Here is a 24,340-nt window from a genome sequence, read left to right on the forward strand (position 1 = left end):
TAGAGGAAGCGTCTACTTGGGAAGAGTGTGGAAGCCACCCAAGCAGACAGCGAGATAGAAGAAGAGCACCTGCTTAATTTTGTCGTCAATAGTCTTGACGAGGAACTTTCATTAGATCTCGGCGAGAATGTCAAGGTCACGGCAGAGACGCTCTATGAGGTCCTCGCCGGCGCCAGCGCCGGCGGGACCTCGATCAATCACGTCTGCGAAACGACTGACGACTCACCACACGCTAATACCGTCCGTGGACATCTCACCGATCAGTTTGAACTGGATTCGGTTGAATCGGTTGGAGACACGCTGCTTCAACGAGATACGCTTGAGACACTTCCAGATCGACCGGTGGAGGTCTGCGCAGACCTCCACCTCGATCCCTACTACGGTGATGAGGACGAAACCGAGGCTCTGTACTCCTCACAGGCCAAGCGTGGAACAACGACGTTTCACGCCTATGCAACGCTCTACGTGCGCGTACGCAACAAGCGATACACGCTGGCGGTTCGCCAGCTCGTTGCTGGCGAAACCACCAGCGATGTCCTCGGTGAGTTTCTTGAACTCCTTGACGGCCTTGACCTCGGCGTCAAGGCCGTCTACCTTGATCGAGGTTTCTACAACAGCACCTGTCTCAAGCTGCTGTACGCGCACAATTACGCCTATGTGATGCCGATCGTCAAGTGGGGTGAGACGATTCAAAACAAACTCAGCAAAGGCTGGAGCCGCGAGATCGAACACGATCTCGCTGGCGAGGTGGAGTTCCCTGTGTTCATCGACTGCGTGTACCAGCAGGGACGGTACGACGAACACGGGGTGGCGCGTCACGGCTACGCCGCTGACGCGCCCTTTATCGACACGCCACGAGATGCACGAGATCACTACAGCAAGCGCTTCGGCATCGAATCAAGCTACCGATTAGCCAAGCAGAGCCTCGCTTTCACTAGTTCTCAGGATGCTGGACTACGGTTGGTAATGTTTGTAGTGAGCCTACTGCTTCAGAACAGCTGGCGATATCTCCACTGGAGGTACGTGGCGGCGCCCCGCCGTGGGGGGCGCCGCCTCTTGCAGTGGTCGTTCACGGAGTTTTGCGAAATGACGCTTCGCGCAGCTTGGACAGCACTTGGTGTCCGCAGGTCTGTTCCAGCGAATCAACCACTTGACGGCCGGTTCTTCCGGTAGCTGTCCATCGGGCCGGACGGCGGTCGTCAGTGGTGACACTGTCGCGTCGGCGGCAGTCCGCCGCCGACAGCGACGGTCCATCCCGAAAATCATGCTCACCAGCGGTTCGAAGATGCTCCACAGCTAGTTCGGTTTAGTTCACCGTAATCAAACGGGGTTACGCGGCTGTCGATGTGATCGACTGAGTATCGGCGTGGCGTGCTAACCGAAGAGCGTACCCAATTCATTCACGAGGTTATCAGCGGGTTCACGGACAACTACGGCGTCGAACTGACGAACCTCGACGGCGAGGACGACCACGTACACATCCTGTTCCGAGCGAAACCAACCACAGACCTCGTGAAGTTCATCAACACGGTCAAGGGCGCGACCGCCCGCCGTATCCGAAACGAGTACGCGGATGAACTGAAGACCGAACTGTGGGGCGACTCGTTCTGGAACGATTCGTACTGCCTCATCTCGACGGGGCAGGTGTCGCTGGATGTGCTGAAACAGTACGTAGAGGACCAACGCGAGTAGAATGTACTACGCCTACAAGTACCGTCTCAATCCGTCCGACGCCCACCGTGAGGAGTTGGACCGCCACCGAGACATTTGTAGGCAACTGTACAACCACACGCTCTACCGTCTCAACGAGTACCAAGACGAACACGGCGAACTGCCGTCCATGACCACGCTACGGTCGGAGCTACCCGACCTCAAGAAGTGGTGGGACGGCCTCTCCGACGTGTACTCGAAGGTTCTCCAAACCGTCGTGGAACGCCTGTTCGACAACCTCAAAGGTCTCTCCAAACTCAAGGAGAACGGCTACGGCGTCGGTCAACTCAAGTGGAAGCCGCCACGCGAGTTCCGCAGTCTCACGTACAGTCAGTCTGGCTTCAAGCTCGACAAGAAGGGCGGTCAGACTGTCCTGTCACTCTCGAAACTCGCGGACATACCGATTTGGCTCCACCGAGCCATCCCCGACGACGCAAAGCACAAGCAGGTCACGCTCAAGAAGGAACCGACGGGCGAGTGGTTCGCCACCTTCGGCGTCCAAATGGACCGTGAACCGCCCCAACCGCCTGAGAACCCCGAGAAGTGCGTCGGTATCGACGTGGGCATACTCAAGTACGCCCACGACACCGACGGCACGGCGGTCGGGTCGCTCGACTTGTCCGACGAACGCGAGCGGTTGGAACGCGAGCAACGGAAGCTCTCGCGCAAACAGCACGGGTCGAACAACTACGAGAAGCAACGGCGTCGAGTCGCGGAGTGTCACGCCGACCTCCGACGGAAGCGCCGCGACTTCTTGCACAAGCTCTCGGCGTACTACGCTCGGGAGTACGACCTTGTGGCGGTCGAAGACCTGAACGTGAAGGGGATGATGGAGTCGCCGTCGAACAGCCGCAACACGGCGTCTGCCGCGTGGCGAACGTTCCTCTCGTTAGTCGAATACAAGTGCGAACGTGAAGGAACGCACTTCATCGCGGTCAACCCGGGAGGGACGACCAAGGAGTGCGCGTCGTGTGGCGTTTCGACCGACAAGCCGTTGTGGGTCCGTGAACACTCCTGTCCCGCCTGCGGGTTTGAGGCGGACAGGGACTCGAACGCGGCGTGGAACATTCTTTCTCGCGGCCTCGAAGACGTAGGAGTGGGATACTCCGAATCAACGCCTGTGGAGACTGCGCTCCCTATGGATATGCCTGTATCTGCAAAGCGCGTCGTGGAAGCAGGAAGCCCTACCCTCAAGGAGCGAACGGCGTCAGCCGTGAGCGAGTAGGGTAGGGTAGTTCACATAGGGACGAGCATGTCTAAATCTAAGTGGGTGTTCATGACTACTGCTGAAAGGCCCATGAAGCCAGACTCACCATCTCTCTGAGCGTCAAGCCAGCAGCGAACACATAGATGGCTTGGACCGGAATATCAAATGTTGTCGCGACCGCTACAAAGAGTGACATAATGAGTGCCATGCTAATCCACGCAATTGCGAACATTCGACCTGACGATGTTGTATACGAGCCCAACCCTGACATAGATAAGATATTAGTTGAGATCATAATAAATCATCTGTCTCTACTAATGATACTTACCCGAGAGAATGGCAGGTTTATTCGTCATTACCTATGGGAATTCTGCTACCTGAACAAGCCACCGTTGACGACATAGTATCTTCGACCGCCGAGCTGATTGGTCCTGAGAGAAAGAAAATCGCCAGACATCAGACGGATCCTATGCTCGATCAGCGGCAGGCGAGAGACATCGTGTGCGGTAGCTGTGGCTGATGCGGCCTGCGACCCAGCCACTGACCGCCGCCGGCAGGCCGTGGATACGCGCCGTCACTCCGTGACACATTCTACTGACTCCGACAGGGCTGGATATTCCACCGCTATCAATCCCAGTCTTTATAAGAAAAGTGAGTATAAGCTATTATACAGACGTTCAGAATGCTGGAAGTCCACCGAACCCATCGAGCGAAAATCCTCAATTACAGTCAGGTAGAGGACTCGCTCAACCGTCACGGGTGGAGTGCCAGCAAACTCTGGAACGTCGCCAACTACCACTCCCGCCAAGTCTGGGAGGAGACTAGGGAGATTCCCGGCCATGAGGAGTTGAAAAACGACTTGAAAGGTCACGACAAGTACAAGGGACTGCACAGTCAGTCCAGTCAGCGGGTTCTGGAGGAACTCGCTGAAGCCTTCAACTCGTGGTACTCCAGTGATGACGAACGGGACAATCCGCCCGGCTATCGCAAACAAAACTACTACGACCAACAGGGTCGTCGCGTCCACGAAGAACACCCACTCAGTACGGTGACGTGGAAACAGAACGGCATCCGCCACGACACTAAGAACAACCGTGTCCGCCTCTCTAAGGGAGCGAACCACAAAGAACATCCGAAAGCGTGGGAGTACATCCTTGTCGAATACGAGACACGCCCCGGCGTCGAGGTTGAGAACCTGCAACAGGTTCGTGCTGTTTACGACCAAACAAAGGAGCGATGGGAGTTACACCTCGTCTGCAAGGAAGAAATCGAGACGCCCGACGCTCCCGGAACCGAGACTGCGGGCATCGATCTCGGTATCAGCAACTTCGCCGCTGTCGCCTACAGCACCGAAGACGCCGACCTCTATCCCGGCAACCGCCTGAAACAGGACGGGTACTACTTCCCGAAAGAAATCGCCAACTGTGACGACAGCAGTGGCGACAGGGCCACGCGACTTCATCACAAATGGTCGGAACGCCGCACCCACTTCTTCCACAGTCTCGCCAAACACATCGTGGAGAAATGTATCGAGCGTAGTGTGGGTCGCATCAATGTCGGGGACTTGGAAGGCATCCGCGAGGACGAGAACGCCAAGTCGAAGAACTGGGGTCGGCACGGCAACCTCGACCTACACGGGTGGCCGTTCGACCGCTTCACGTCGATCCTCGAATACAAGGCGAAGGTTGAGGGCATCGAGGTCATGGAAGTGTCCGAACGCGACACGAGTAAAACGTGCTGCGTTTGTGGAAGAGAGGACGACAGTCAGCGTGTCGAACGCGGGTTGTACGTCTGTGAGTCGTGTGATGCGGCGTTCAACGCGGATGTGAACGGGGCGGAAAACATCCGTCTGGATATCGACGAGGAAAGTAACTCCGAGTCTACCGGGCAGTTGTCCGGGGATAGGAGTACCGGCTGGTTGGCACAGCCCGGAGTCTACCTGTACGACCTCTCCTGCGGATTCCAACCGCAACGAGAGGTGGTAGACTCCAAACCCTAATATCCCAACCTCGGGATTCCTCCGCGTTCACGCGGAGGAAGATGTCAAACCGCTGAACCTCGGAAGTACTGCTATGACACCCCCATAGTAACCAGATACGCGACACCCGTCACGCTGTGACAACACGGCTTCCAGAGCGTTTGAATATTCCCGCGTGTTGTTAAGTCCGATCTTTCTAGAATCAAAGGACCGTTGAATACCCAATCATGCCGACTGCGCTCCGTGTGGACGGCTATACGTGTCTGCAGTGTATGCCAGACGAAAAGTCTCTGGAATTGGTCCAAGGTGATCTACGGTGCAGGCGGTGACAAGCGAAGTACCTTTATTGCTAACTATAATGATTGAGTCATGTGAGTGATTCAGTTCCATTTGCCGAAGACCCGGAAGACACCTATGACGCTATTATGTACGCTACCTTTTCGGCACTCAAAAAGTATGGATATGCGGAGCTATCCATTCAACGGATTGCCAGTGAACTCAATTTCAGCAAGTCTACCTTATACCACCACTTCTCTGATAAAGATGACCTCCTCCTCTCGTTTTTCAACTTCCTATTGGATGAATTAGAGCAATTCTGTAAATCTAGTTCAACCAACGAGCCAAAAAAAGAGCTTTTGGACTTTGTCGATGTCCTTCTCGATGAGGGCATAACACAGAAGGAACAATCAGCGAAAGGTGAAATACTTGCAGCGTATATTGAACTGCGCTCCCAAGCGATTCATGATACTAAGTATAGAGAACGTATCACAAGGACAGACAAGCGCTTCGTCAAACAGATAGCGGTAATTATCGACGCAGGGATTGATAAGGGAGTATTTCAGCCAGTTGAGCCGGAGGAAACAGCTGAGTTCATATTGGCAATACTAAATGGAATACTTATGCAAGGGTCAACTCGAAAGCGTGCGCCGTTCCAGCAGCTACGTCAGAATCTTATTGAGTATATTCAAACAGAGCTATTTGTAGAGTCAGCGACCCGCTCCTAGTGGTGGACTTCTGCGTGTTACAACTGTGAATTTCGTCTCTATCGTTCCACAGGATGTCGATGCCAAAGAGATACGTCAGCAATCCTTACTGTAGGACAAGTTGATGCCGAGGGCGTCGTGGCTGTGGTCGGGGTGCGCGGTCGCTATACAGGACAGTATAGTTGATTAGGGGGGTGTTATAAAACGAGTGGCACACCAAAGAGCAGGGTGAACGCTGAGGTAGATGAGTTCAGCTTCCCTGCAAGGAGACCCTTCAGTAGAGTTGTTCTTCAATGTCGCGGAGACCGAGACGCTAGCGTTGTTTGAACACCCTTCCTCGGAGTTTCTCGAAGAAGTTGACGTGTTTGCCCCGGCGGAGACGGAGCGAACACGCGATCACGAAACTCCAGAGATGATGCGTGGTTTCCTCCACTGCTACTACCACGACATCTACGGGATTCGTCCCGTTGAGCGAGAGCTTCGGAACACGGTCGTTTGGCTGAGCTGCGGGTTCGATCGACCGCCGTCGAGAGACGCGGCCAATCGCTTTCTCACCGACCTCGAACACGTCGTTGACAACGTCTTTGACCGACTTGACCTACTGTCAGTACTTCACGAAGCCGGTTAGCTGAGAGGTCTGCTTGCTGAAGATGTGCCTAATACCAAGCAAGCAGACGGTGAAATCCACGAAGACCAGCTACTTAACTTCCTCGTCAACCGCTTGACGAGGAAGTTGATCTCGGTCTTGGCGCTAATGCTGAAATCGATGCTGAGGATATCTACGAGGTCCTCGTCGGCGCTTGCTCCGACGGGACCTCGGTATCTGAACTCTGTGAGACCAGCGAAGATTCTCCCCATCAAAACACGATTCTGTACCACCTCCGCGAGAAGTTCGAGCTAACGTCGGTTGAACAAGTCGGGAACGCACTCCTGCAAAAGGACGTTCTAGAGGTTCTCCCCGAGCAGGTGGAGGTCGTCGCAGACCTCCACCTGCGGCCCTACTACGGTGACGAGGACGAGACAGATGGCCTCTACCACTCAGAGGCAAAGCGTGGAACCACAGCGTTCCACGCCTATGCGACACTCTACGCGCGTGTGAAAAATAAGCGATATACGCTGGCGGTGCGCCGTCTCGTTGACGGCGACACCGCCAGCAGTGTCCTCGCTGAGTTTCTTGGTCTCCTCGACGGCCTTGACGCTGAGGTCAAGGCCGTCTATCTGGACCGAGGATTCTACGATAGCAAGTGTCTCACGCTGCTTCAAGCCCACAACTATGCGTACGTGATGCCGATCGTCCGGTGGGGAAAGACAATCAAGCAGGAACTCTCGGAGGGATGGAGCCGCGTCATCCAACACGAGCTGACAGGGAAACTCGACGGTCACCACGGTGGGTTTCACGAGACTGGTGACGAGTCAATGTCCGACGACCTATCCGACCAAGCACGATCTACGGCCGTCAAACAGCTCAAAGCACTCGGCCTCAGTACCTACGCCGCCCGGACATTCGTCGCACTTATCAGTCTCGGCGAAGGGACTGCGCAGGACGTGAGTGAAGTTGCCGATGTCCCCCGAACTCGCGTCTACGACGCAGCTGACGAGCTCCGTGACCGCGGTCTCGTCGACGTGAAACAGTCGAGTCCCCGGCGATATTGGGCCATTTCGACAGAGACGGCTGGCCGTCACTTCGAACAGGAGTACGACCACCGGGTGACGGTTCTGACAAACGCGCTCGACCGGCTTGCATCAGCGAATCGTAGCACTGAACAGCAAGGTGTCTGGACGGTAACCGGCCGGGATACCGTGACCGGACGCGTAGTGGATTTCATCTCGTCTGCTGATGATGAGGTCGTTTACATGACTGCCGAAGAGCTACTGACCGACGAAATCGCTGAATCCCTCTCGACCGCCAGCGACCGTGGGGTCACAATTCGGCTCGCAGAGATGTCACAATCCGTCGAAGCCCAGCTCGAACAGGACGTCCCTGACGCGCAACTGTTCGAATCGGCGTGGGAGTGGTCGGATACGCCTGCTGGTCGCCTACTCATGATAGACCAACAAAAAACGCTCGTGAGTGTGCTCGTCGGCGCCAATGGTGGCTACTCACCTGAGCCCTCCGACGAAACCGCTATCTGGGGCACGGGGCAGAGCAACAGCCTTGTTGTCGTGCCGAAAGCGCTGTTCGCCTGGCAGCTTGCCAACAACCGCGAATGAACACTAAGCAGTCACTCAGACAATCACAACAATTTTATTCCAGCCCAGATCGTAGAGATGACACCTGAAGTCATAGCGGTTTCCGCTGCTGTTGCTTCTCCCTACCACAACCAGTGATGGAAAATGCACGACGATACAAATGAGGAAAGTGGCTCAGGTCCAGCCGATCAACCCGAAAGCGAAGATACAGGTTCCACTACAGTGCGTGATAACTGGAAGGAATCGGATCGCCCCAGTGTTGCGACCGTCGAAGCAGTCGCAGCGGCTACCAATCGTGAAATGACTGACCTGCCACCCTTGCACGAGACGATCGATGCCAGTGCACTCGATACACTGCTCAATGGACAGCCATCATCAGTAACAATCTCCTTCCGATACGCAGACACCGCTGTCTCGATGAGCGGGGATGGAAGTATCGAAGTCCACGTCGAGAGGAACTCTAGAGAAGAAGATAGCGGATAAGTTCTGCAGTCTATTGAGCAAATGAGCAATCAGGAGTTAGCTAGCGATGTATCTTTTCTGTGGTCGTCGATGACCTCAAGCAAGGAGAAAACAGTTTGGAACTCTCGGCTCCGATGCACGGTGCCTCGGTTAGTATCGTACTCGAGCACGTTTGCTTCTTGTAACTTCGGTAGGTGAAGGTGATGAAGGTCGCTATCCCAAGATCGCGTGGGGCCGTTACCGTCTGGTTGTAGTGAATCTAACCCTCGCAGATGCTGCGTGAGTTTGTCGACAGTCGTTCCATCGGACGCCTCAGCCACGTGACGGAGGATCTGTCGTCGCTCCTGCTTAGTCAGTAACTGCAGTGTTGTCTCAGTCGATATCCGTTGTTCTGAGTTGCTCATTGGTGTCCTCACCATGTTCAGTTGGGACGTTGGCTCGCGTGAACACGTAAGCGATATCTTACGAGCCTTACAAAAATCTGTGTCGTTAACTCGGATCCTCACAGTGTTCAGCCCGTTCGTGGATTACTGGCTGAACTGGGGAGAAGGGTGATCGCAAAACCGTATGCATTGAGATGACCAGTCTCAACTTCTGGCCTCAGATTCTGACCTCCAAGAAACAACATAATTTTCATCCAAGTAATGGTATGAGTTTTTTATTCACTCTTGTTGTGGACATGACGATAATACTTCGAAGACGGTGTGTTTGGATATCCAATGATACTCCGAAGACGGTGCATGAATTCTATTTTAGTAGATAACGATATTCCGGGTATAAGAGACTGCAGTTGCCAAGAATAGTGAGATGTTACTTCGAACGTGGTGTAGTATACTTATGTGGCTGGGAGATACATCGGGATATATGACTGACAGCGGCCACTCATCAGGAAATAACGTGGGAGATACTGACGATTCACTCACCGTGCGGGAGATGATTGAACAGGCAGGCGAGGAGTCAGTGTTCAGAAATCGGAATCTAGTGGAGCCCGACACGATTATCGACAGAGACCGTATTGTTGGCCGTGACGATCAACTGAGAACTGTCGTCTCTAATCTTCGGAAGGTTCTGAATGAAAACCGCCCACCGAACTTACTACTCTACGGTCCTGCAGGAACAGGGAAATCGCTGATATTTGACGCTGTTGCACGGCAAATCCGAGACATATCTAAGAATCGGGGTTATGAGTTCGGTACACTCCGAATTAATTGCCAAAATCTCAGGAGTCTTGACGAAGCCGTGTACGCACTTGTCCGTGAAGCTGCTCATGACCTCAACGAAGAAATCGGAGTCGCACGGCATGGCGTCTCTACGAGTACGAAGTATGACCGTCTCTACGATCTGCTAGATGAAGGATACGACTCTGTCGTGTTTGTCTTAGACGAAATTGACTTGCTACTCGGTCGGCGGTCATCTTCAAGCGAACCCGCATATTCGGATTTAATCTACCAACTCAGCCGCGCCAGCATTGAGAGCATCGATATTCAGGTATCAGTAGCTGCACTAACCAACGACCCTGAGTTCATGAATAACCTGGACGCACGAGCGGAAAGTTCGTTCAACCCACGGGACATTCCCTTTTCAGACTACGATGCTAACCAACTACAGGAGATTCTCCGGAACCGGGAAGACGCATTTATTCAGGACGCATTATCCGAGGACGTTATCCCGTTGACTTCTGCCTTCGCTGCTCAAAGCCATGGAGACGCTCGGAAAGCTATTGATCTTCTTCGGAAGGCAGGCGACGTCGCGAATGAGAACGGTGATCTGACTGTGACCGAGAATCACGTTCGGGAAGCTCAAGAGGATGTTGAGACTGACCGTTCTCTCAAGCTTGTGGAAGGGCTGACGACACAGAAGAAGATCTCGTTATATGCGACAGCCGCGGTGGCGGAGTTCGGGAAGAGTGGGTCAACGACGGCGTCATCGCGGGTGGCGTTCCCGGTGTACCAGTTTCTGACGGATGTGCTTGATGCAGATGGACGGACACGGGAGACGTTCAACAACTATGTCCGTGAGGTCGGGACGTATGGGCAGCTCGATCACGAGAGGAAAAGCCTTGGCGGAAAACAAGGTGGGGGGATGTACTTGATGTATGAGTTCAAGCGTGACCCCGGAGAAATCAAGAAGCGGTTAGAGCAAGATGAACGTATTGCTGATTTGAGTCACCACGAAGATGGCCTTAACCGAGTGATTCAGGCACAGAAGCGCAATTTTGCGGAGGATTAGCATATCTACATAGGGGGGGGGCCACACACCGTCTTCGAAGTATCTTTGTGGCCGGTTCCACGGATAAGTTGTTCTGAAGCATAATCAGAATGGATAGAGAGAGAGACACCGTCTTCGAAGTATCTTTGCTTAAAATAAGCGAGTAGTGGAGTTATGGGCATACTTTACGATGCTCTTGATGATTCTTAGTCTGTTCATACTATTACTCAAGTAGTGATACGGGTTTGGTTTTTCTCCCTTCTTATTAAATCTATCTCCTATAATAGTCAATTTAATATCTTATCTTCTACCGTTTCAATTATCCATTATTCCTCAAACTGCACCGCATGAGTTGGTTATCGACTATTCTCCACAAACACCAATCCAGGAGGATACTTCGAAGACGGTGTGTGGGTGTCCGAAAAGTGGTTGACAACTGCTTGAGACGCTAAATCTAGTACCCGGACTCGACTCCGATGGGGGTAGGGTAAGTATCAGTTAGCTACGCTTGATTCGACAGTGACAGCCGTACTATTCGAAATAGCTGGAAATTACGGACACTACGTATATTACGGATATTCCGCAACTTCCAAGTCTTACGGAAGTTGCGCAATATATGTCTTATATCTGTCGCACTGGAATTTATGTACATGGCGTAATATACGACATATACGAATGGCCCGAAAACTTCGCAAACTTCGAAAATTTCGAGAGGTGCGTACATGAGAGTCACAATTGGTATGCAGAAAGGGGGAGTCGGAAAGACAACGACAACGATCAACACGGCAGGCGCACTCGCTGAACGTGGCCATGACGTGCTCGCAATAGATGCTGATCCGCAGGGAGCTTTAACGCTCAAACTCGGGCATAAAGAGCAATATAGACGGTTCTCTGACAACCCAAATGAAGACGCGGAGGCACTGATTGATGTCCTAACCCAAGATGGAGATATGGAATTCGACCAATTAGATGATCTCATCATCTCCGGTGGGGAGTACGACATTATTCCTGCGCATATGCGGAATTTCCTTGCCGAGAAGTCTTTGTACACTGATCGGCGAGGCTTTGAGTCTCTAAAAATCGCTCTCAACCGCTCTGACATCGACTATGACTATGTCCTGATCGACTCGCCTCCAAATCTTGGGCCGCTCGCCGATGCTGCACTTCTCGCTGCAGAGAACGTCTTATTCCCAAGCGAGCCGAATGTTATCGCTCAGGAGTCGCTTAAGATCTTGTTTGATGAAGTAGAGACTCTAGAAGACCAGTTCGAGGTCAAGATTAGGGCTATTGGAGCCATCCTAAATCAAGTCCCAGCACAAGGCTCCATCGCAGCAGATATGCAGGACTGGTTCACTGAGACGTTCGGGGAAGATCGAGTTCTCTCAGTCCCAGACAGAGACGCAATTGAACACGCTATCGAATACGAAACATCAATTTATGCCTATGATCCAGACGACGCGGGTTATCCGTGGGATAGTGACCCAATCAATGAGCTTCGCGACTGTTATCTCAGCATCGCAGAGCTACTGGAGGAAATAAACAATGAGTGAAGACCTGAAAGAGCGGTTCAGCGATCATCAAGATCAAAGTAGCGACAAGGACGCTGAAGATACTGAAATCGCAGAAGAAGAAACCGGACAGGCTGAGGCAGAAGCAGCAAACTCTCGACCCAAAGCAGAGATCCCAGTCAGAGATCGGAATCAGGTTACGATGTATCTCGGTGACGACCGAGAAGATGACATCTCCAAGCTGTTTCAAGAGGCCAACGCACAGTCTGTCCTTGCTGATGATGGAGAAATATCGAAAAATGACGAGTTCTACCCTGCACTGGTTGATTTCGTGACTGATCACAAACGGACAGAATTCTTGAAATTTTTGGGTTTAGAGGCAGATGCCGACGAAACCGAGTGACTGCCCATGCCAAATCACGTCACTGCTTGCTATGTGGATAGCTCGTCAATCGGAGCCAGATACTGATTCTCCCACTCTCGGTGATCTTGGAGGTCTCGCACGCCACGCCCTGCCAGCCGATATTCGTTTGTTCGTCCGTTCTTCTTCCCCTTCTTGACAAGCCCTTTCTCGACCAAGTCATCCAGCTGTGGATACACGCGTCCGGCTGTGATCTCTTCAGGATAGTGCTCCTGCAACTCGGCGGTGAGTTCTGTCCCCTTCGGATTATCCATGCCTGCGATCACGACTAACATATCACGTTTAAAACTATTCAGATCGTGCATCCTGTCAAATCAACCGCCACGTCCGGGAGCCATAATCTTACTTATTCGCACTCACCAGAAACCCGCCTTGGGGAGCCTCCTGAAGCGCTGTATCGGCCTTTTGCCTTACTCACAACGCTCTTGTGAAGCACGTTGTTGATTTTCAGAGGGCAGCATCAAGAGCATGTTTGAGCGCTTCGTCACCTGGTTTTCTGTAGAGTTCGCAGCGGAGCTGAAAGGCTCTGAGATACGGTGTTAGCTTGTCCTTTGACACTCCTCGATGGGGCGAGAGCCACCGTCGCGTCAGCGACGCGTGGCTCTCGCAACCGTTGACGTGTACTTCGCCATCAGCGTATTCACCGTCGCCGTGGACGACGTATTCGCGGGAGAATGCGTCGTCTTCTTCGAGCGGCTCGTACGCTCGAAATCCGTCCGTATAGACGGTCAGCGACTCCTCATCGTGGTCAGCAAGCAGGAGTCGAATAGTCGATTCACCAGCGGATTTCGCTGGCACGACGTATCGATCGTCCGAGCCACGATCGACCAGCGTGAACACCGGCGGTTTGTCGCCGTCGTACGAGCCTCGTCCACGCGTGGACAGGCCACGCGAGCGCGACTCCTGGTCGCGCTCGCGGCCTTTGAGACCGGCAGAGACGTACACTTCGTCGATTTCGACCGGTCCAGACAGTGTGATCGAAGGCGCGTCGAGCGCGCTGGCGAAGCGCTCGACGCGCCGTCTCACCGTTCTGTACGAAAGGTCGAGCTCCGCCTCGATCTGGCGAATACTCGTGTTGAACCGTAAGAACACGTAGATCGTGAAGTACCACTCTTTCAGCGAGAGCTTCGAATGAGCGAAGATCGTGCCGGTCTTGTCGTTGAACGTCCGGCCGCAATTCTTACACAGATACCGCTGATACTCCCGATAGCTGCCGTTTCTGACCGCCAGGTCAGAACGGCAGCGGGGGCACTCGACGCCATCACGCCAGCGAACCTGCTGCAACAGGTCCGCTGCAGCCGATTCCGACACGAACCGGCTTATTGGGAACATATCGGGCACCGCTGGCGCGGTGCCCTTGCCCTCTTCGACTTTCAGCCGCAGCTCTCGCTATCAACAATCTCCTTCGCAAGAGCGTATCTGCTTTGTAGAATGTAGTCTGTCGGAGGTCCGCTTCACATAGGTTACTATCAACCAGTGAAGCATTAACAAACATAGATTTTCCAATCAGAGCATTTTGCAGATTTGCATTGTATAAATTTATTCCGAATATCGTCTTTCCATTCAACTCTGAATACTCAAACTGCCCCAGCGTGAAATTACCATGGTTCAACTCAACGTTAGTCAAGTCGTTTTGTGAGAGATCTATATTAATTGCACGTACATGTCGAAAGCTTGCGTCCTCGAGATTCGCGTCTCGGAACTTTGCCTTTGATAAGTCAGCACCCTCAAAATCCGCATTGCTTAGTTCTGCACCCTCAAAATTAGCGGATTCCAGATTGCTATTGGAGAACACGGCATCAGATAGGTCAAGGCTGGAGAAGTCAGCCCCCTGTAAATCTAACTCTGAAAAATTCTTATTTCCGGGCCTCATAGTTATTAATTGGATCTTATTTACATTACTTCAATCCTTCCAAACAGACATAGATCGCTCTGTTGAATAGCGGTGGTCATCTGGACAAGTCGAATCCAAGTTTGCTCGTGAGTGGGTGGGCCGCGTGATCTCAGAGTCGGGGCCGCTCAATCCTCGCTCAGCGGGCGCTATTCAATAGAGCAACATAGATAGAGACTCATTGAATCCTCAGTCTAAGAAGTCAACTATATTATAATTATCGGACCGCTTCACATTCACCTCGCTTGCACGCACACCTAGGCGTCGGGTCACCAAGCCACCCGAAAAAGCTGCCTGGTCACGAAGATAGATCCCAGCCGGCGTCGCGGACAACGTCAAGCGAGCACGCCACATCGCTCGCGAGTACCACGGCTGGGATCTACCAGACGAAAGTGAGCTCCGTCACCAAGCGATGGCGGGCGATGCGTGATGTCAAGTGACTCGTCTCAGTATATGACCTGCAGAACCGACGAGTGCGACGCGCCGATCTTCGACGCCAAGCGCATCGCGTCTGTCGACGGAGAGTACGGGCCCTGCATGGCTGTCGGGCGTCACGCCGGCGTCTGTTCCAGCGGTCATCTCTCTGTCTGGGACGTCGCTGAGGCCTGAGTCCCCGTCGGCCGCGTACTCGCCCGTATTTTGTGTCCGCCGATGGGGTGAGGGTTTCCCGAACATGAGTACCGAACAGCAGTCCGTTAAGGAACAGTCTTCAAGCACCGAAGCCGACGACCAACCAGACATTCGTGCCCAACACCGGCAGGCACAGACGAGTGGCGAGGTGTTTCAGGGACGTCCACGGGGTGAGAGATAGATGTGTTGTCCCGACTGCCGCCGGCCACCGTCGGCGTCGGCGTGTGTCGACAAGCGTTACTACGTCGACGGGCAAGCACATGACCCGATCCCGTGGGGAGAGGGCAGCCAGTATCTCACGTACAAGCTGCAAGTCCTCCAAAGCAACGAACGGGCCGTTACCGTCGACCTCGAACGGTGGCGCGACCAGTCGTGTCCTGCGTGTGGCGTCGAGCACGGCGAGATACATCATCGGCTCTGTGACTTCGAAGAGTGCCCCGCGTGTGGCGAGCTGTTGCTACTGTGTTCTTGTGTCGTCGAGATTGAAGTGCTCACAACATCCGGCGTGAAGGGTCGTCTCAAGCAGTCCCTCGCTCGCCTCCTATAAGCAAGACGCCAGCTTCTAGAGCGGGCTCGATGTCAGACCGGCTTCGTGTGGCGTACTTTTGTGTGCGCCGACGAGGGTGCCGGCGTCGCACTGACTGCAGTGCGTGGAGCGCCGGCAGGTCACGATCTACCAATGCATATGCTCATCTACGCGCTCGTTGAGGCATCGACAGCAGACGCAGCACTCGCCGCTGGCAAAGGCGTTTTCGACAACCTGGTCGGCGTCGACAGGCACTCAAACGCAGTGTTCGACTACTACGTCACGTTCGACGAGAGTTCCACTGTCGCAGGCCAATCCCGGTGGGGCGAGCGTCCGACCGCGGCTCCGGTCGACTCCGAGGCCGGGCAAGAACTCCTTGGCGATGGCTGGGAGACAACGAAGTCAGCGTTCGAGCGTAATCTCCAGACGGTCAAAGACGCCCTCGACGAGCTTTCAGACGAGGAGATTATGCGCGACAAAGACCTCGCTCGATGTGCGTTCCAGAGAGTCGGGGCCGCCAAGGGTCCAGAGATTGCACTGTACGAGGAACATGGATGCGGGATTCGCGATCGGACGCAGCTTGACCGGCTTCTGGACGAGAGTGATACCCTCTGGATCGTCCCCGCCGACGTCCACTTCTGAGAGAGAGAGCTGCGGCAGTCAGTTTTCGTCGAACCCGATTTTGTGTGTTCCTGGCGGGTGAGGAACACGAATGTCGGAGACTCCTGATTCATGCCCGAGAGAGGAGTGTGACGCAGACATCGTCAAGACCGAGACTGTCGTGACGTGTACGGAGGGCCACCAGCGAGTTATGTAGAATCGCTGGTCTGCGTTTCCGGGGAGTGACGACGCGCACGTCGGGGTCGCGCGTGGTTGGAGACGAGAGGGACACGACTGCACTCGCGCTTGTGTCTGAGGAAGATGATATTAGCCTAGTATTTGAAGAAGTGGATTTCGGGGATACTCCATACACGTACTGTTACGTGACCGGAGGTTGGAAAGAATACGATACAGATGATATGACGCTGTATAGCAAAGAGGAAGGAATGCATGCCGTACCACCATCATTCTAACATCAAAAAACTAGGATTGACCAAAGTATAACTCATCAGCCAAGATGCATTTTATAGGGCTCAGTGTTAATCAATAACTATGCCTAACATAATTTCCACATTCAAAGAGGTGTGGGCTGATACAACCAAGTTTGAACATCTACCAATAAAAGTTTTAGTTCTAATAGTCACCACAGCTATCACATGGATTATCACTCTGAGATTATCTACTCTATGGCGAGCGTGTCATAGAATCCATCTCATAGCATCTCACAGCCCGGCTCGTTTCCTCGCTCGTAGTTGGTGATTGCAACGACGAGTCGTAGGCAGAGCGCAACGAACACTTCTGTTCGAGCGTGGACGCGGCCTCGGGCGCGGACGTGCCCGAGGCCGCAGTCCTTGACGGCATCGTTAGTTCGTTCGACTCCTATCCGGTGGTTGTACGTCTCGTCCAAGATGGACTGTTTGAGCAGAACTTCCTCACTGTGTTCGGTGATACGATCTTCGACCCTATACTCGATATCGAGCGGATCGTCGGTATTTCGCGGGTTGTACGGGGCAATTGGCACGACCCCTGCGGCCAGCAGGTGGTCGTGCCAATCGAGGATATCGTATGCGCTGTCTCCAAGCATCCAGATGGGTGTATCGACGGCGAGCGCGTCACACGTGACGCGCATCGCCGTCTCTTGATCCGCTTGTTTGCTCTGTGTGAACTCCGCTGCTATCGGAATCTTTGGACCGGTCGAGACGATCGTACAGCCGAAGCCGTAGTAGTGTTCCTCAGCTGTTGGGTCGTAGTTCCACGAGGCGGCGTCGTTGTACTGGACCGCTTCGATGTGGGTTGAGTCGATGGAGTACGTCGAGTCGAGCAGGCCCCGGCAGGCGGCCTGCTCGACGAGTCTCTTGAAGACATCATCGATGACGTGTTCGAGATCGGTAAGAAACCGGTCAACTGTGTCTCTGGATGGTGGTTTGTCGAGTCCGCAGTAGTACCAGACGAGGCTGTGCTGGAGTTCTCGTGTGACTGGACGTGTGCCGTATACATCCTTGTAGTAGCAGTGTAGAAAGCCGCGAAAGAGGTCTGGTGGCTCATGGACTCGTGTTCGCCCCCGCCCCGAGGGGGCGAACACGTCGTACTCCAGCAGAAACTCGAACTCAAGATGCTCGAACAGCGGTACTGTCTCGGTAGCCGCCGCATTCAAGAAGTCGTTAACCGAACCTACGTCCTGCAGGGTCGCGGTTGTGTTGGACACACTTTCCGCACCCTGCTGCTTTGCATGTGGCGCTTTCTATGACACGCTCCTATGGCAGCAACATTATAGTGCCTCTACAATTGTGGACGTAGTGATATTTTATTTGGTGTTTTTTACAATATACTTTTGTTTCTGCTACACGATAACTTCAATACTCAATCACATGAAATAATGAGAGTTTGATATGCATTATAACATCAAATAGACTAATCTCCCTCAATATACTAGTCCAAGAACTGGAATATTAACTAATGATATGAGGGCGCAGTAGAAAGGTTATTTCGGGACAAAGGTAAGAGAAGCAGATCCTCTACCACCGATTCTTAGAGACAGATTTCTGTCTGACCCCTCTCTTACGGTGCTCTCATGATATTTGGTCATGGACCACCACTCCTACTGTCCACTGTGTCGTATCCAGTTTACTCCATGTGGTGCAACGGGAAGTGCGCGAATCACTCTTCCTTTATTAACATCAATAGTAATAATAATACTCTAGATAACAATTATAACTAGTAGTAGAACCAATCCCGTCAGTTGAGGCACCAGCACTTGTCAAATCCTGCGATGACTAACACTGATATCGGTGGTTTTCGGCGCGCTAATATAATTTTGAGACAAAATACGACCAAAAATCGCGCTCTAATAGTATTATTATGAGTATTAACTAAAAAATGGAAAAGGGGGATTCACCAAGATAGACGCCACATATCGGAGTCGCACGCGGTTGGAGACGAGAGGGACACGACTGCACTCCCGCTGGTAGTCGGTCCCTTGCAGCGTGGGGCAGACGGCCGGGCGAAACAGAGGTATGACTGGTGGATAGCAGCGTGGGGCTGGCAGGCGGGCTGAGAGCGCGAGAGACGGGTGTGTGTCGGCGTGGGACTGACGGCCGGGCAGAGACGGGTGGCTGGCTGGTGTGTCGTCTGACCGCCGGGCAGCCGCCGCTGGGCGGCACGCTCGCTCTTGGTGGAGCCGGTACGTGGACCGAGGGCTGGCGGGGAGGGTTCGGGTGGCGTGTGTCTCGTGTGTGGCGAGCAGGGGATTCTGGCACTGCTGGCCCTAGAGTCGAGTCCTATGGCACTCGTGACGGTGCCGAGGGAGGCGGCGGTTCGGATGGCAGGACTCGTGGCACTGACGTCGGCGGTACGACTGACTTTGGCGGGACTGCTGACGTCGGCGGGACTGATAGCTTCGACGGCACTACTCCGAGCGACATCGCGACGGCAAACTCGGTGTCGGACCAGCACACCTTGAAAGCCCCACGCCGCTGGCAGTCGCTCAGCGACATATCCGCGCAAACCGCACGCGGATAGGGGCCGCTGACGCGACCACGGCAAGCGCCAGCGGCGTGCCCCTTTCAGTCCCACCCGACTGCTACGGCACAGCACAGCAAAATCGAACGCACGCGTCGGAGTCGCGCGCGATCCGGGTGAGGAACCCTCGCGGCCGGCGCTCCCTCGCCGGAACGAGGACGCTCCTTGCAGTCGCTGTGTTCCGGGCTGCTCACTTCGTTGCGCTGCCGGGCTTTCACCCATCCGGCACTCGCTTGGCCGCGCGGGATGCTGGCTCACCGCAACCGCACACGATGGGACCGCCCGCCGGGGTGTCAACCACCTACGGTCCTTATATACTATTCTCCCTCGAAACGCGAAACACAAGACGACGCTTAGAAACCACGCAGACACCCGAATATTGCACTTGAAACAATACAAATGGTCCGTCGCCTTTAAGTAGCCGGCACCCATGGCTTTACGTACGGAAAGACACGACGCACGCGGCGCTGGCAGGGCAGTTTCACGCCGCAGAAATCGGGTGCGGGAACACCCGACAAGTGTCTTTCCGAAGCGAAGTCGAAAGACAATGTACGCTAGCAATTCCAGCGGTAAGAAAGCATCGGCAAGCAATCAGACGGTTTCCCTTTCGGCTCACGTCGAGGGTGGCCCCGAACAGCTTCTAGAGGCGGTCGCAGAGACCGAAAACGGCGACGAACTCGATTTCAGGATGAATCGGGGGAGCGATAGCCGTGGCAACTTCTACGCCCGGCAGGAGGAGGCATACGACTGGACGCGCTCGACCGAGGTTGGTCCGGACCGGCGCTTTGGCGAAACGCTGGAACAGCAGGAAGAACGTCACGGACGCGAAGCCGAGCAAGCCCGACACTCCGAGGTCGCACGCGCTCACGTCGACGGTGCCGACCGCGAAGCCTCAGCTCGCCAGCTCACCGACGCCGAAACCGAACGGGCTGACGGGTTCCGCTCACCGGCTGACCCCCGGCAGTGGATGGACCGCGACACGCTGGCGCGAGTCAACCAGCAGGCCGCGACGCTGGCAGACAAGACCAGTCTGTCACGAGCGGCAGCAGGCCGCCGACTCGCGGCCCTTGTGTCCGGGCAGATGGGCGACTGTAACAGCCTGTATGAGGCTTCCTTTACTGTCTTGGACGAGGCCCAGAACGAACTGGCAACTCCCACGCCTATCGACGAAGTGAGCCCCTACGGCTACGAGTGTACGGTCGAGGGCGAAGTGACCCACATCATCGCGGAGCCAGACGCGCGGAACCAGTACCAAGTCCTCTATATCGAGGACGACGAGGGAACGAGCGCGAAGGTCACGGTCTGGGGCAAGTCCATGCACGGCGGCGAGATGGTGCGCACGCTCCGCGAGGGCGACAGAGTTCGGATTTCCGGAGGCAAGCCCGACGACTACAACGGTATCAAGACGGTGGCGGTCACGAGCGACACGCTCATGTGCATCATCGAGCGCGGCGACGGTCCCGCGCCCACCGGACACGGGGGCGGCTCGTTCGGTTCGTCCGGCGATAGTCGAACGGCGGCGTCGTGGGAAGCAGAATCAGACACCCATCAGTGGGCCAACGAGCGGGATTCTGACCGCGCGGTCGCCGTGACGCTCGGGAAGGCCCGCTGTCCAGAGTGTTCGGACCTGTTCGACACTGAGCATGGGGCCGCCACCCATCAGGGCATGGTCCACTCAGACGACGAGGCTGAGAACGAAGGTGATGGGTCGGTGACGGTCTTCACCTCGACCTACCGGGATGTGAAGAACGGACAGACGGCCGACTGACGCCCGACACCGGGGGCGTCCCCCACCGAGCGGGGGGCTTCCTCGGGCGGTGCGACGGTGCTCGCGCACGCGGCCTCGCCGCCGCCTCCGGCGAGCCGGGCGGCGGCGAGACAACCGCGCGCACGGACTGGCACGCCACCGCACCAGCGCGTCGACGTGGGTCAGTCTGGTGGGGGCTGTGAGAGAGCCGATGTTCTGGTGTGTGCGTGAGCGTGGGCCAGCCGGCCCGGGAGAAACCGGGCTGAGTGGCTGGTGGGTCGCGACAGCGCGCGACGCCACCGACAGACTCCCGCTGGTCGTCTGTCGAGCCCTCGTTCGCTGTCGCTCACGAGGACGACGGGACGCTCCGCTCGGCGCTATCGCGCGCCTCGCGGCGGTCCATCGTGCCTGCGGTAGCGGGCGCGATCCCGGCCTGCCGCCGGGAAGTGGACGGGAACCGATCTTTCGCTAGTCCGTCTGCAGCGTGTGGCCCTTACTGGAGTCAAGTATCTGAGATAGCGGCGGGAGGAGCATCTCATAGAATAGTTCTCAGGCCTATCTGTTCGAGTATTGTCAAGATTGCGTGCAAGATCAAGGCTCACAGCCAGCACAAGATGGAAGTAAACGCAAACAGTTGATTGGTGAAGTATATCCGCGGCGATCAGTCAAGAAAGAATAAATACTGATCCAATTGGCTTCTATTTCCAAACTACTACGAAAACATCGAAGACCTCTATCGGGAGAATATCTACCGATTTGTGATATAGCTAAATTCGGAACAGACGTTCAAGTTTTTCTTGGACCTCTTCCATCTTCTGCGGCGGAACTTTTCCGAGACGCCACGAATCCGAATCATCGCCCTCCGGTCTCACTCGCCCCTCAAATGATACAGTGGTTATCAAATTCAGAATAGCTACTGAGTCACTGTCTAGCCCATCAATTGTTCCAGGAAGTCTGACTTCACGAGAGAAGCTCTGTTTGTCACGCGATGAAACTGGGGCAACGACCACTGCCCTGTCATCGGAATTCGTATATTGGACTACAACTGCTGGATGAGGGTCCTCAAATTCGCCCGGCTCGGAGTCTTCAGAAGGTGTAAAGTCAACGTGAATGAGGTCCCCGTATTCTGGGAAACTCAATTGCTAATCACCTCTGCACCCATTTCGGAGACGCGTTTAACCATTTCCTCATCTAGCGACTGCTCATCATCCTCTCCGTTTCCCCCCGACTCTAGTTTCTCCATATCCTCTATTTCTGGGTCCAATCCTACTGACTCTCTCCTCTCTGCCAGAGAGTTGAGCTCGGCTTTCCATGAGCCGTTCCGGTATTTTTTCGCATTCGTCTCAACCTTGGGACGAAGCTCATCAACATTCTCTCCCCTCATCGTCTCAAGAGAGATTTCTTGGCCCACGAAGTCCCAGACTGTGTTATAGAACTTCCGAATAGCATTATTAATAAAGGCTTGCTGGCTCGATGATAGTTCCTCTTCTGCGTCAGCTTCTGAAATAATACTGGTCAGCAACTTCCGGTATTCTTCAAGCGGCTCTAGAGTGTGTTCCAAGGAGTCAAGCTTCGCTATTTCCTCACTCACCGGAAGGAACTTCTTGTCCAGTTCATAATAGAACTCTGTCGAGTTCTGATGCCAATCTTTCCCGCCCCCAATTGCATCAAGTGTTTGTTGGAGGCGTGCGCTGGCCTTATATAAATCAGTAAATCGAGTGGCATACTCATCTTTTGGCGCATACTCATCGTAGAAGTCTACCAAGTAGACTTTCGTCTCCTCTGTAGTCACGATTCTATCAAATTCGTCGTCAAGTTCTCTCAGGAAATAGTACGCAAATGCTTCTGTCGAAAGATGGTCTTTGCTCGGCAGTCTACTTTCCTCTAAGTGTGCGATGTCATCTCCCGGCTGTGGACCTAACGCTACTCCGGTGTCTGTGGTAACATCCTCTGGGGCAGGACCGTATTTGAACCAGCCGAAAGTTAGCCCCAAGTCGCGGTCCTCGTTAACAATATACTGGAGCTTGTTCAGACGGATCTTATCGAGATAGATTTCGTCTTCAGTAAATCGCCCCTCCTGTTTACCGAGATAGAGTGCATACTGGATTCCCTCTTTTATATCCAAAAGAAGGGATTCCTCGTCTCCGGGGGTGAGCATATGTCTACACCTTAGCACCGAATCACTTTATCTCTTTCATCGTATTTCTTAGCCGGATATGGATGCTTCAGGGTCTCCAACCCATATTATTCTCTTTGTATAAGGGCTCGGCGGTTGGCAGGTATCAACATCAGATAGCCGCACATCAGGTGAAGTTATATATTGAGTACGGGGTGTGCCTACTAGTGGATACTGAATTTCGGGGTTCGACAGGCTTCTATTTCCGACGCTATCTGTTGCTGCATAGAAGCTCTATATCTTGCACTGGCTTTCATACACTCTCTATCTCAATACTTCCTCAGCCAGGGTGCGCCAAAGTAAATCAGCTGTGCATATTTCTATGACCCTCTCTCGAAAAGTACGCGACAAGCTCAGACCCGACCATGTGGTTGTGCTCGGAATCAGCGACGAGCGTGGGAATGCCAACCTGCTCTAACCCACATTAATCGGTTTGACCCCGCTCGTGTTGGTTAGCTGTTTTCTGGGCCCGGTGTCCCGGACAGTACTTGATTCAATTTTGTGTGGCCGCAGGCAGGTGGCGGCCAGACAGGGCCGCCGGGAGGTGATATTTCGAATGGGAGACGTCCAGTGTCCACGCTGTGAGGAAGTCTTCAATACCCGATACAACCCCGTGCGGTTTCGCGCCGGGTCCTTCTACGACCCAGAGCGCGATGAAGAGTACGAGCAGGTCTGTGAGGACTGCCATCGAGAACTGACAGACAAGTAAATCAGTCGTCTACTCCCCAATTTTTTCTGGTACTGGATCGGGTATCGTTCCGAGTTCCATCTTCAGGAGGCGTTCTGCTTCATCAGTGTGGGTATCCTCTTCGATCAGGAAGGCTTCGACGGTTTCCCGATCACTGTGATACTGGATTGCTGTCTCGTATCCATACCGGGTGTTTACGCCTGGTGCTGAGCCGTGCTTGACACGCACCAGAAACTCGCGATCCTCCCATGTTTTGATTTTCACTGACCGCGGTGCATCGAGTTCTTGCCGGGCGATGTCGATTACTTCGTCGACGACCGGCCCAATCGCTTCGATACTCGGAATCTGACGCTGGTTGGATGGCTGTGGCTCTGGAGAAAGGTGTGGCTGTGACATG

At 54.1% G+C, this 24,340-nt stretch carries 23 protein-coding genes and 3 pseudogenes; 18 read left to right on the plus strand and 8 right to left on the minus strand.

Annotation, left to right across the window (positions count from 1 at the left end):
* Positions 1-27: 27 nt before the first annotated feature.
* The 9 genes and pseudogenes from BDK61_RS21175 to BDK61_RS24275 all read left to right on the plus strand — a co-directional run bounded on the left by BDK61_RS21175 (position 28) and on the right by BDK61_RS24275 (position 8,551).
* Entirely contained in the window at positions 28-1,173 is a 1,146-nt protein-coding gene (locus BDK61_RS21175) for an ISH3 family transposase (RefSeq protein WP_121302812.1), read from the plus strand.
* Between the two features lie 177 nt (positions 1,174-1,350).
* Positions 1,351-1,692 (plus strand): annotated as a pseudogene (tnpA, locus tag BDK61_RS21185) (IS200/IS605-like element ISHma12 family transposase); the annotation flags it as partial.
* Position 1,693: 1 nt separating this feature from the next.
* Positions 1,694-2,935, plus strand: coding sequence for an RNA-guided endonuclease InsQ/TnpB family protein (locus tag BDK61_RS21190; protein ID WP_121304583.1), 1,242 nt, complete (start codon positions 1,694-1,696; stop codon positions 2,933-2,935).
* Positions 2,936-3,599: 664 nt separating this feature from the next.
* Entirely contained in the window at positions 3,600-4,916 is a 1,317-nt protein-coding gene (locus BDK61_RS21195) for an RNA-guided endonuclease InsQ/TnpB family protein (RefSeq protein ID WP_121304585.1), read from the plus strand.
* Between the two features lie 350 nt (positions 4,917-5,266).
* Positions 5,267-5,899, plus strand: coding sequence for a TetR/AcrR family transcriptional regulator (locus BDK61_RS21200; RefSeq protein ID WP_007188619.1), 633 nt, complete (start codon positions 5,267-5,269; stop codon positions 5,897-5,899).
* A gap of 223 nt (positions 5,900-6,122) precedes the next feature.
* Positions 6,123-6,473, plus strand: a pseudogene (locus tag BDK61_RS21205) (IS5/IS1182 family transposase); the annotation flags it as partial.
* A gap of 57 nt (positions 6,474-6,530) precedes the next feature.
* Positions 6,531-7,261: pseudogene (locus BDK61_RS24015) on the plus strand (ISH3 family transposase); the annotation flags it as partial.
* A gap of 33 nt (positions 7,262-7,294) precedes the next feature.
* The gene (locus BDK61_RS24020) at positions 7,295-8,089 is read left to right on the plus strand and encodes a TrmB family transcriptional regulator (protein WP_244210003.1); all 795 of its coding nucleotides are present in this window, start codon (positions 7,295-7,297) and stop codon (positions 8,087-8,089) included.
* Between the two features lie 123 nt (positions 8,090-8,212).
* A complete protein-coding gene (locus BDK61_RS24275; protein ID WP_004966982.1) occupies positions 8,213-8,551 on the plus strand; it encodes a HalOD1 output domain-containing protein in 339 nt (112 codons plus the stop codon).
* Positions 8,552-8,580: 29 nt separating this feature from the next.
* Here the strand turns inward: BDK61_RS24275 and BDK61_RS24510 are convergent, their stop codons facing one another.
* Complete coding sequence (locus BDK61_RS24510) at positions 8,581-8,949, minus strand: DUF7344 domain-containing protein (protein WP_121304587.1); 369 nt, start codon at positions 8,947-8,949, stop codon at positions 8,581-8,583.
* Between the two features lie 514 nt (positions 8,950-9,463).
* Here BDK61_RS24510 and BDK61_RS21225 point away from each other — a divergent pair.
* The 3 genes from BDK61_RS21225 (at position 9,464) to BDK61_RS21235 (ending at position 12,649) form a co-directional block, all read left to right on the plus strand.
* Positions 9,464-10,759 (plus strand): orc1/cdc6 family replication initiation protein, encoded by a 1,296-nt coding sequence (locus tag BDK61_RS21225; protein ID WP_121304788.1) that lies wholly within the window; start codon positions 9,464-9,466, stop codon positions 10,757-10,759.
* A 701-nt stretch (positions 10,760-11,460) separates the two neighbouring features.
* Positions 11,461-12,288 carry a ParA family protein gene (locus tag BDK61_RS21230; RefSeq protein WP_011222370.1) on the plus strand — a complete coding sequence of 276 codons (828 nt, stop codon included), beginning with the start codon at positions 11,461-11,463 and terminating at the stop codon, positions 12,286-12,288.
* Positions 12,281-12,649 carry a hypothetical protein gene (locus tag BDK61_RS21235; RefSeq protein ID WP_008313784.1) on the plus strand — a complete coding sequence of 123 codons (369 nt, stop codon included), beginning with the start codon at positions 12,281-12,283 and terminating at the stop codon, positions 12,647-12,649. Before BDK61_RS21230 ends, BDK61_RS21235 begins: the two co-directional genes overlap by 8 nt.
* A 29-nt stretch (positions 12,650-12,678) precedes the next feature.
* Here BDK61_RS21235 and BDK61_RS21240 read toward each other — a convergent pair whose 3' ends face one another.
* From BDK61_RS21240 to BDK61_RS21250, 3 genes are all read right to left on the minus strand, one after another.
* Positions 12,679-12,921: a helix-turn-helix transcriptional regulator gene (locus tag BDK61_RS21240; RefSeq protein WP_394337638.1), complete on the minus strand. Its 243-nt coding sequence runs from the start codon at positions 12,919-12,921 to the stop codon at positions 12,679-12,681.
* Positions 12,922-13,114: 193 nt separating this feature from the next.
* Complete coding sequence (locus BDK61_RS21245) at positions 13,115-13,999, minus strand: IS1595-like element ISHja1 family transposase (protein ID WP_121302041.1); 885 nt, start codon at positions 13,997-13,999, stop codon at positions 13,115-13,117.
* Positions 13,929-14,540 carry a pentapeptide repeat-containing protein gene (locus BDK61_RS21250; protein ID WP_121304591.1) on the minus strand — a complete coding sequence of 204 codons (612 nt, stop codon included), beginning with the start codon at positions 14,538-14,540 and terminating at the stop codon, positions 13,929-13,931. The genes BDK61_RS21245 and BDK61_RS21250 overlap by 71 nt, the downstream gene beginning before the upstream one ends.
* Positions 14,541-15,011: 471 nt before the next feature.
* Here BDK61_RS21250 and BDK61_RS23670 point away from each other — a divergent pair, with 471 nt between their 5' ends.
* The 4 genes from BDK61_RS23670 to BDK61_RS23120 all read left to right on the plus strand — a co-directional run bounded on the left by BDK61_RS23670 (position 15,012) and on the right by BDK61_RS23120 (position 16,787).
* Positions 15,012-15,167 (plus strand): hypothetical protein, encoded by a 156-nt coding sequence (locus tag BDK61_RS23670; protein WP_167467414.1) that lies wholly within the window; start codon positions 15,012-15,014, stop codon positions 15,165-15,167.
* Between the two features lie 202 nt (positions 15,168-15,369).
* Positions 15,370-15,735 (plus strand): hypothetical protein, encoded by a 366-nt coding sequence (locus BDK61_RS21260; RefSeq protein ID WP_121304595.1) that lies wholly within the window; start codon positions 15,370-15,372, stop codon positions 15,733-15,735.
* A 132-nt stretch (positions 15,736-15,867) separates the two neighbouring features.
* Entirely contained in the window at positions 15,868-16,356 is a 489-nt protein-coding gene (locus tag BDK61_RS21265) for a hypothetical protein (protein WP_121304790.1), read from the plus strand.
* A gap of 227 nt (positions 16,357-16,583) precedes the next feature.
* The gene (locus tag BDK61_RS23120; protein ID WP_148709167.1) at positions 16,584-16,787 is read left to right on the plus strand and encodes a hypothetical protein; all 204 of its coding nucleotides are present in this window, start codon (positions 16,584-16,586) and stop codon (positions 16,785-16,787) included.
* Between the two features lie 239 nt (positions 16,788-17,026).
* Here the strand turns inward: BDK61_RS23120 and BDK61_RS21270 are convergent, their stop codons facing one another.
* Positions 17,027-18,019: a transposase gene (locus tag BDK61_RS21270; RefSeq protein WP_121302489.1), complete on the minus strand. Its 993-nt coding sequence runs from the start codon at positions 18,017-18,019 to the stop codon at positions 17,027-17,029.
* Positions 18,020-19,879: 1,860 nt separating this feature from the next.
* Here BDK61_RS21270 and BDK61_RS21275 point away from each other — a divergent pair.
* Entirely contained in the window at positions 19,880-21,100 is a 1,221-nt protein-coding gene (locus tag BDK61_RS21275; RefSeq protein WP_121304597.1) for an SOSS complex subunit B family protein, read from the plus strand.
* A gap of 746 nt (positions 21,101-21,846) precedes the next feature.
* On the opposite strand, the gene BDK61_RS21280 is transcribed toward BDK61_RS21275, so the two are convergent.
* Positions 21,847-22,218, minus strand: coding sequence for a type II toxin-antitoxin system PemK/MazF family toxin (locus BDK61_RS21280; protein WP_008313532.1), 372 nt, complete (start codon positions 22,216-22,218; stop codon positions 21,847-21,849).
* Complete coding sequence (locus BDK61_RS21285; protein ID WP_014030736.1) at positions 22,215-23,237, minus strand: hypothetical protein; 1,023 nt, start codon at positions 23,235-23,237, stop codon at positions 22,215-22,217. Before BDK61_RS21285 ends, BDK61_RS21280 begins: the two co-directional genes overlap by 4 nt.
* Before the next feature lie 574 nt (positions 23,238-23,811).
* On the opposite strand from BDK61_RS21285, the gene BDK61_RS23675 reads away from it, so the two are divergent.
* Positions 23,812-23,964 carry a hypothetical protein gene (locus BDK61_RS23675; RefSeq protein ID WP_023842963.1) on the plus strand — a complete coding sequence of 51 codons (153 nt, stop codon included), beginning with the start codon at positions 23,812-23,814 and terminating at the stop codon, positions 23,962-23,964.
* A gap of 9 nt (positions 23,965-23,973) precedes the next feature.
* Here BDK61_RS23675 and BDK61_RS21295 read toward each other — a convergent pair whose 3' ends face one another.
* Positions 23,974-24,339 (minus strand): hypothetical protein, encoded by a 366-nt coding sequence (locus BDK61_RS21295; RefSeq protein ID WP_208644711.1) that lies wholly within the window; start codon positions 24,337-24,339, stop codon positions 23,974-23,976.
* Position 24,340 lies beyond the last annotated feature (1 nt).

Origin of the sequence: Haloarcula quadrata, assembly GCF_003634715.1 — an archaeon.
Taxonomy (GTDB): Archaea; Halobacteriota; Halobacteria; order Halobacteriales; family Haloarculaceae; genus Haloarcula; species Haloarcula marismortui.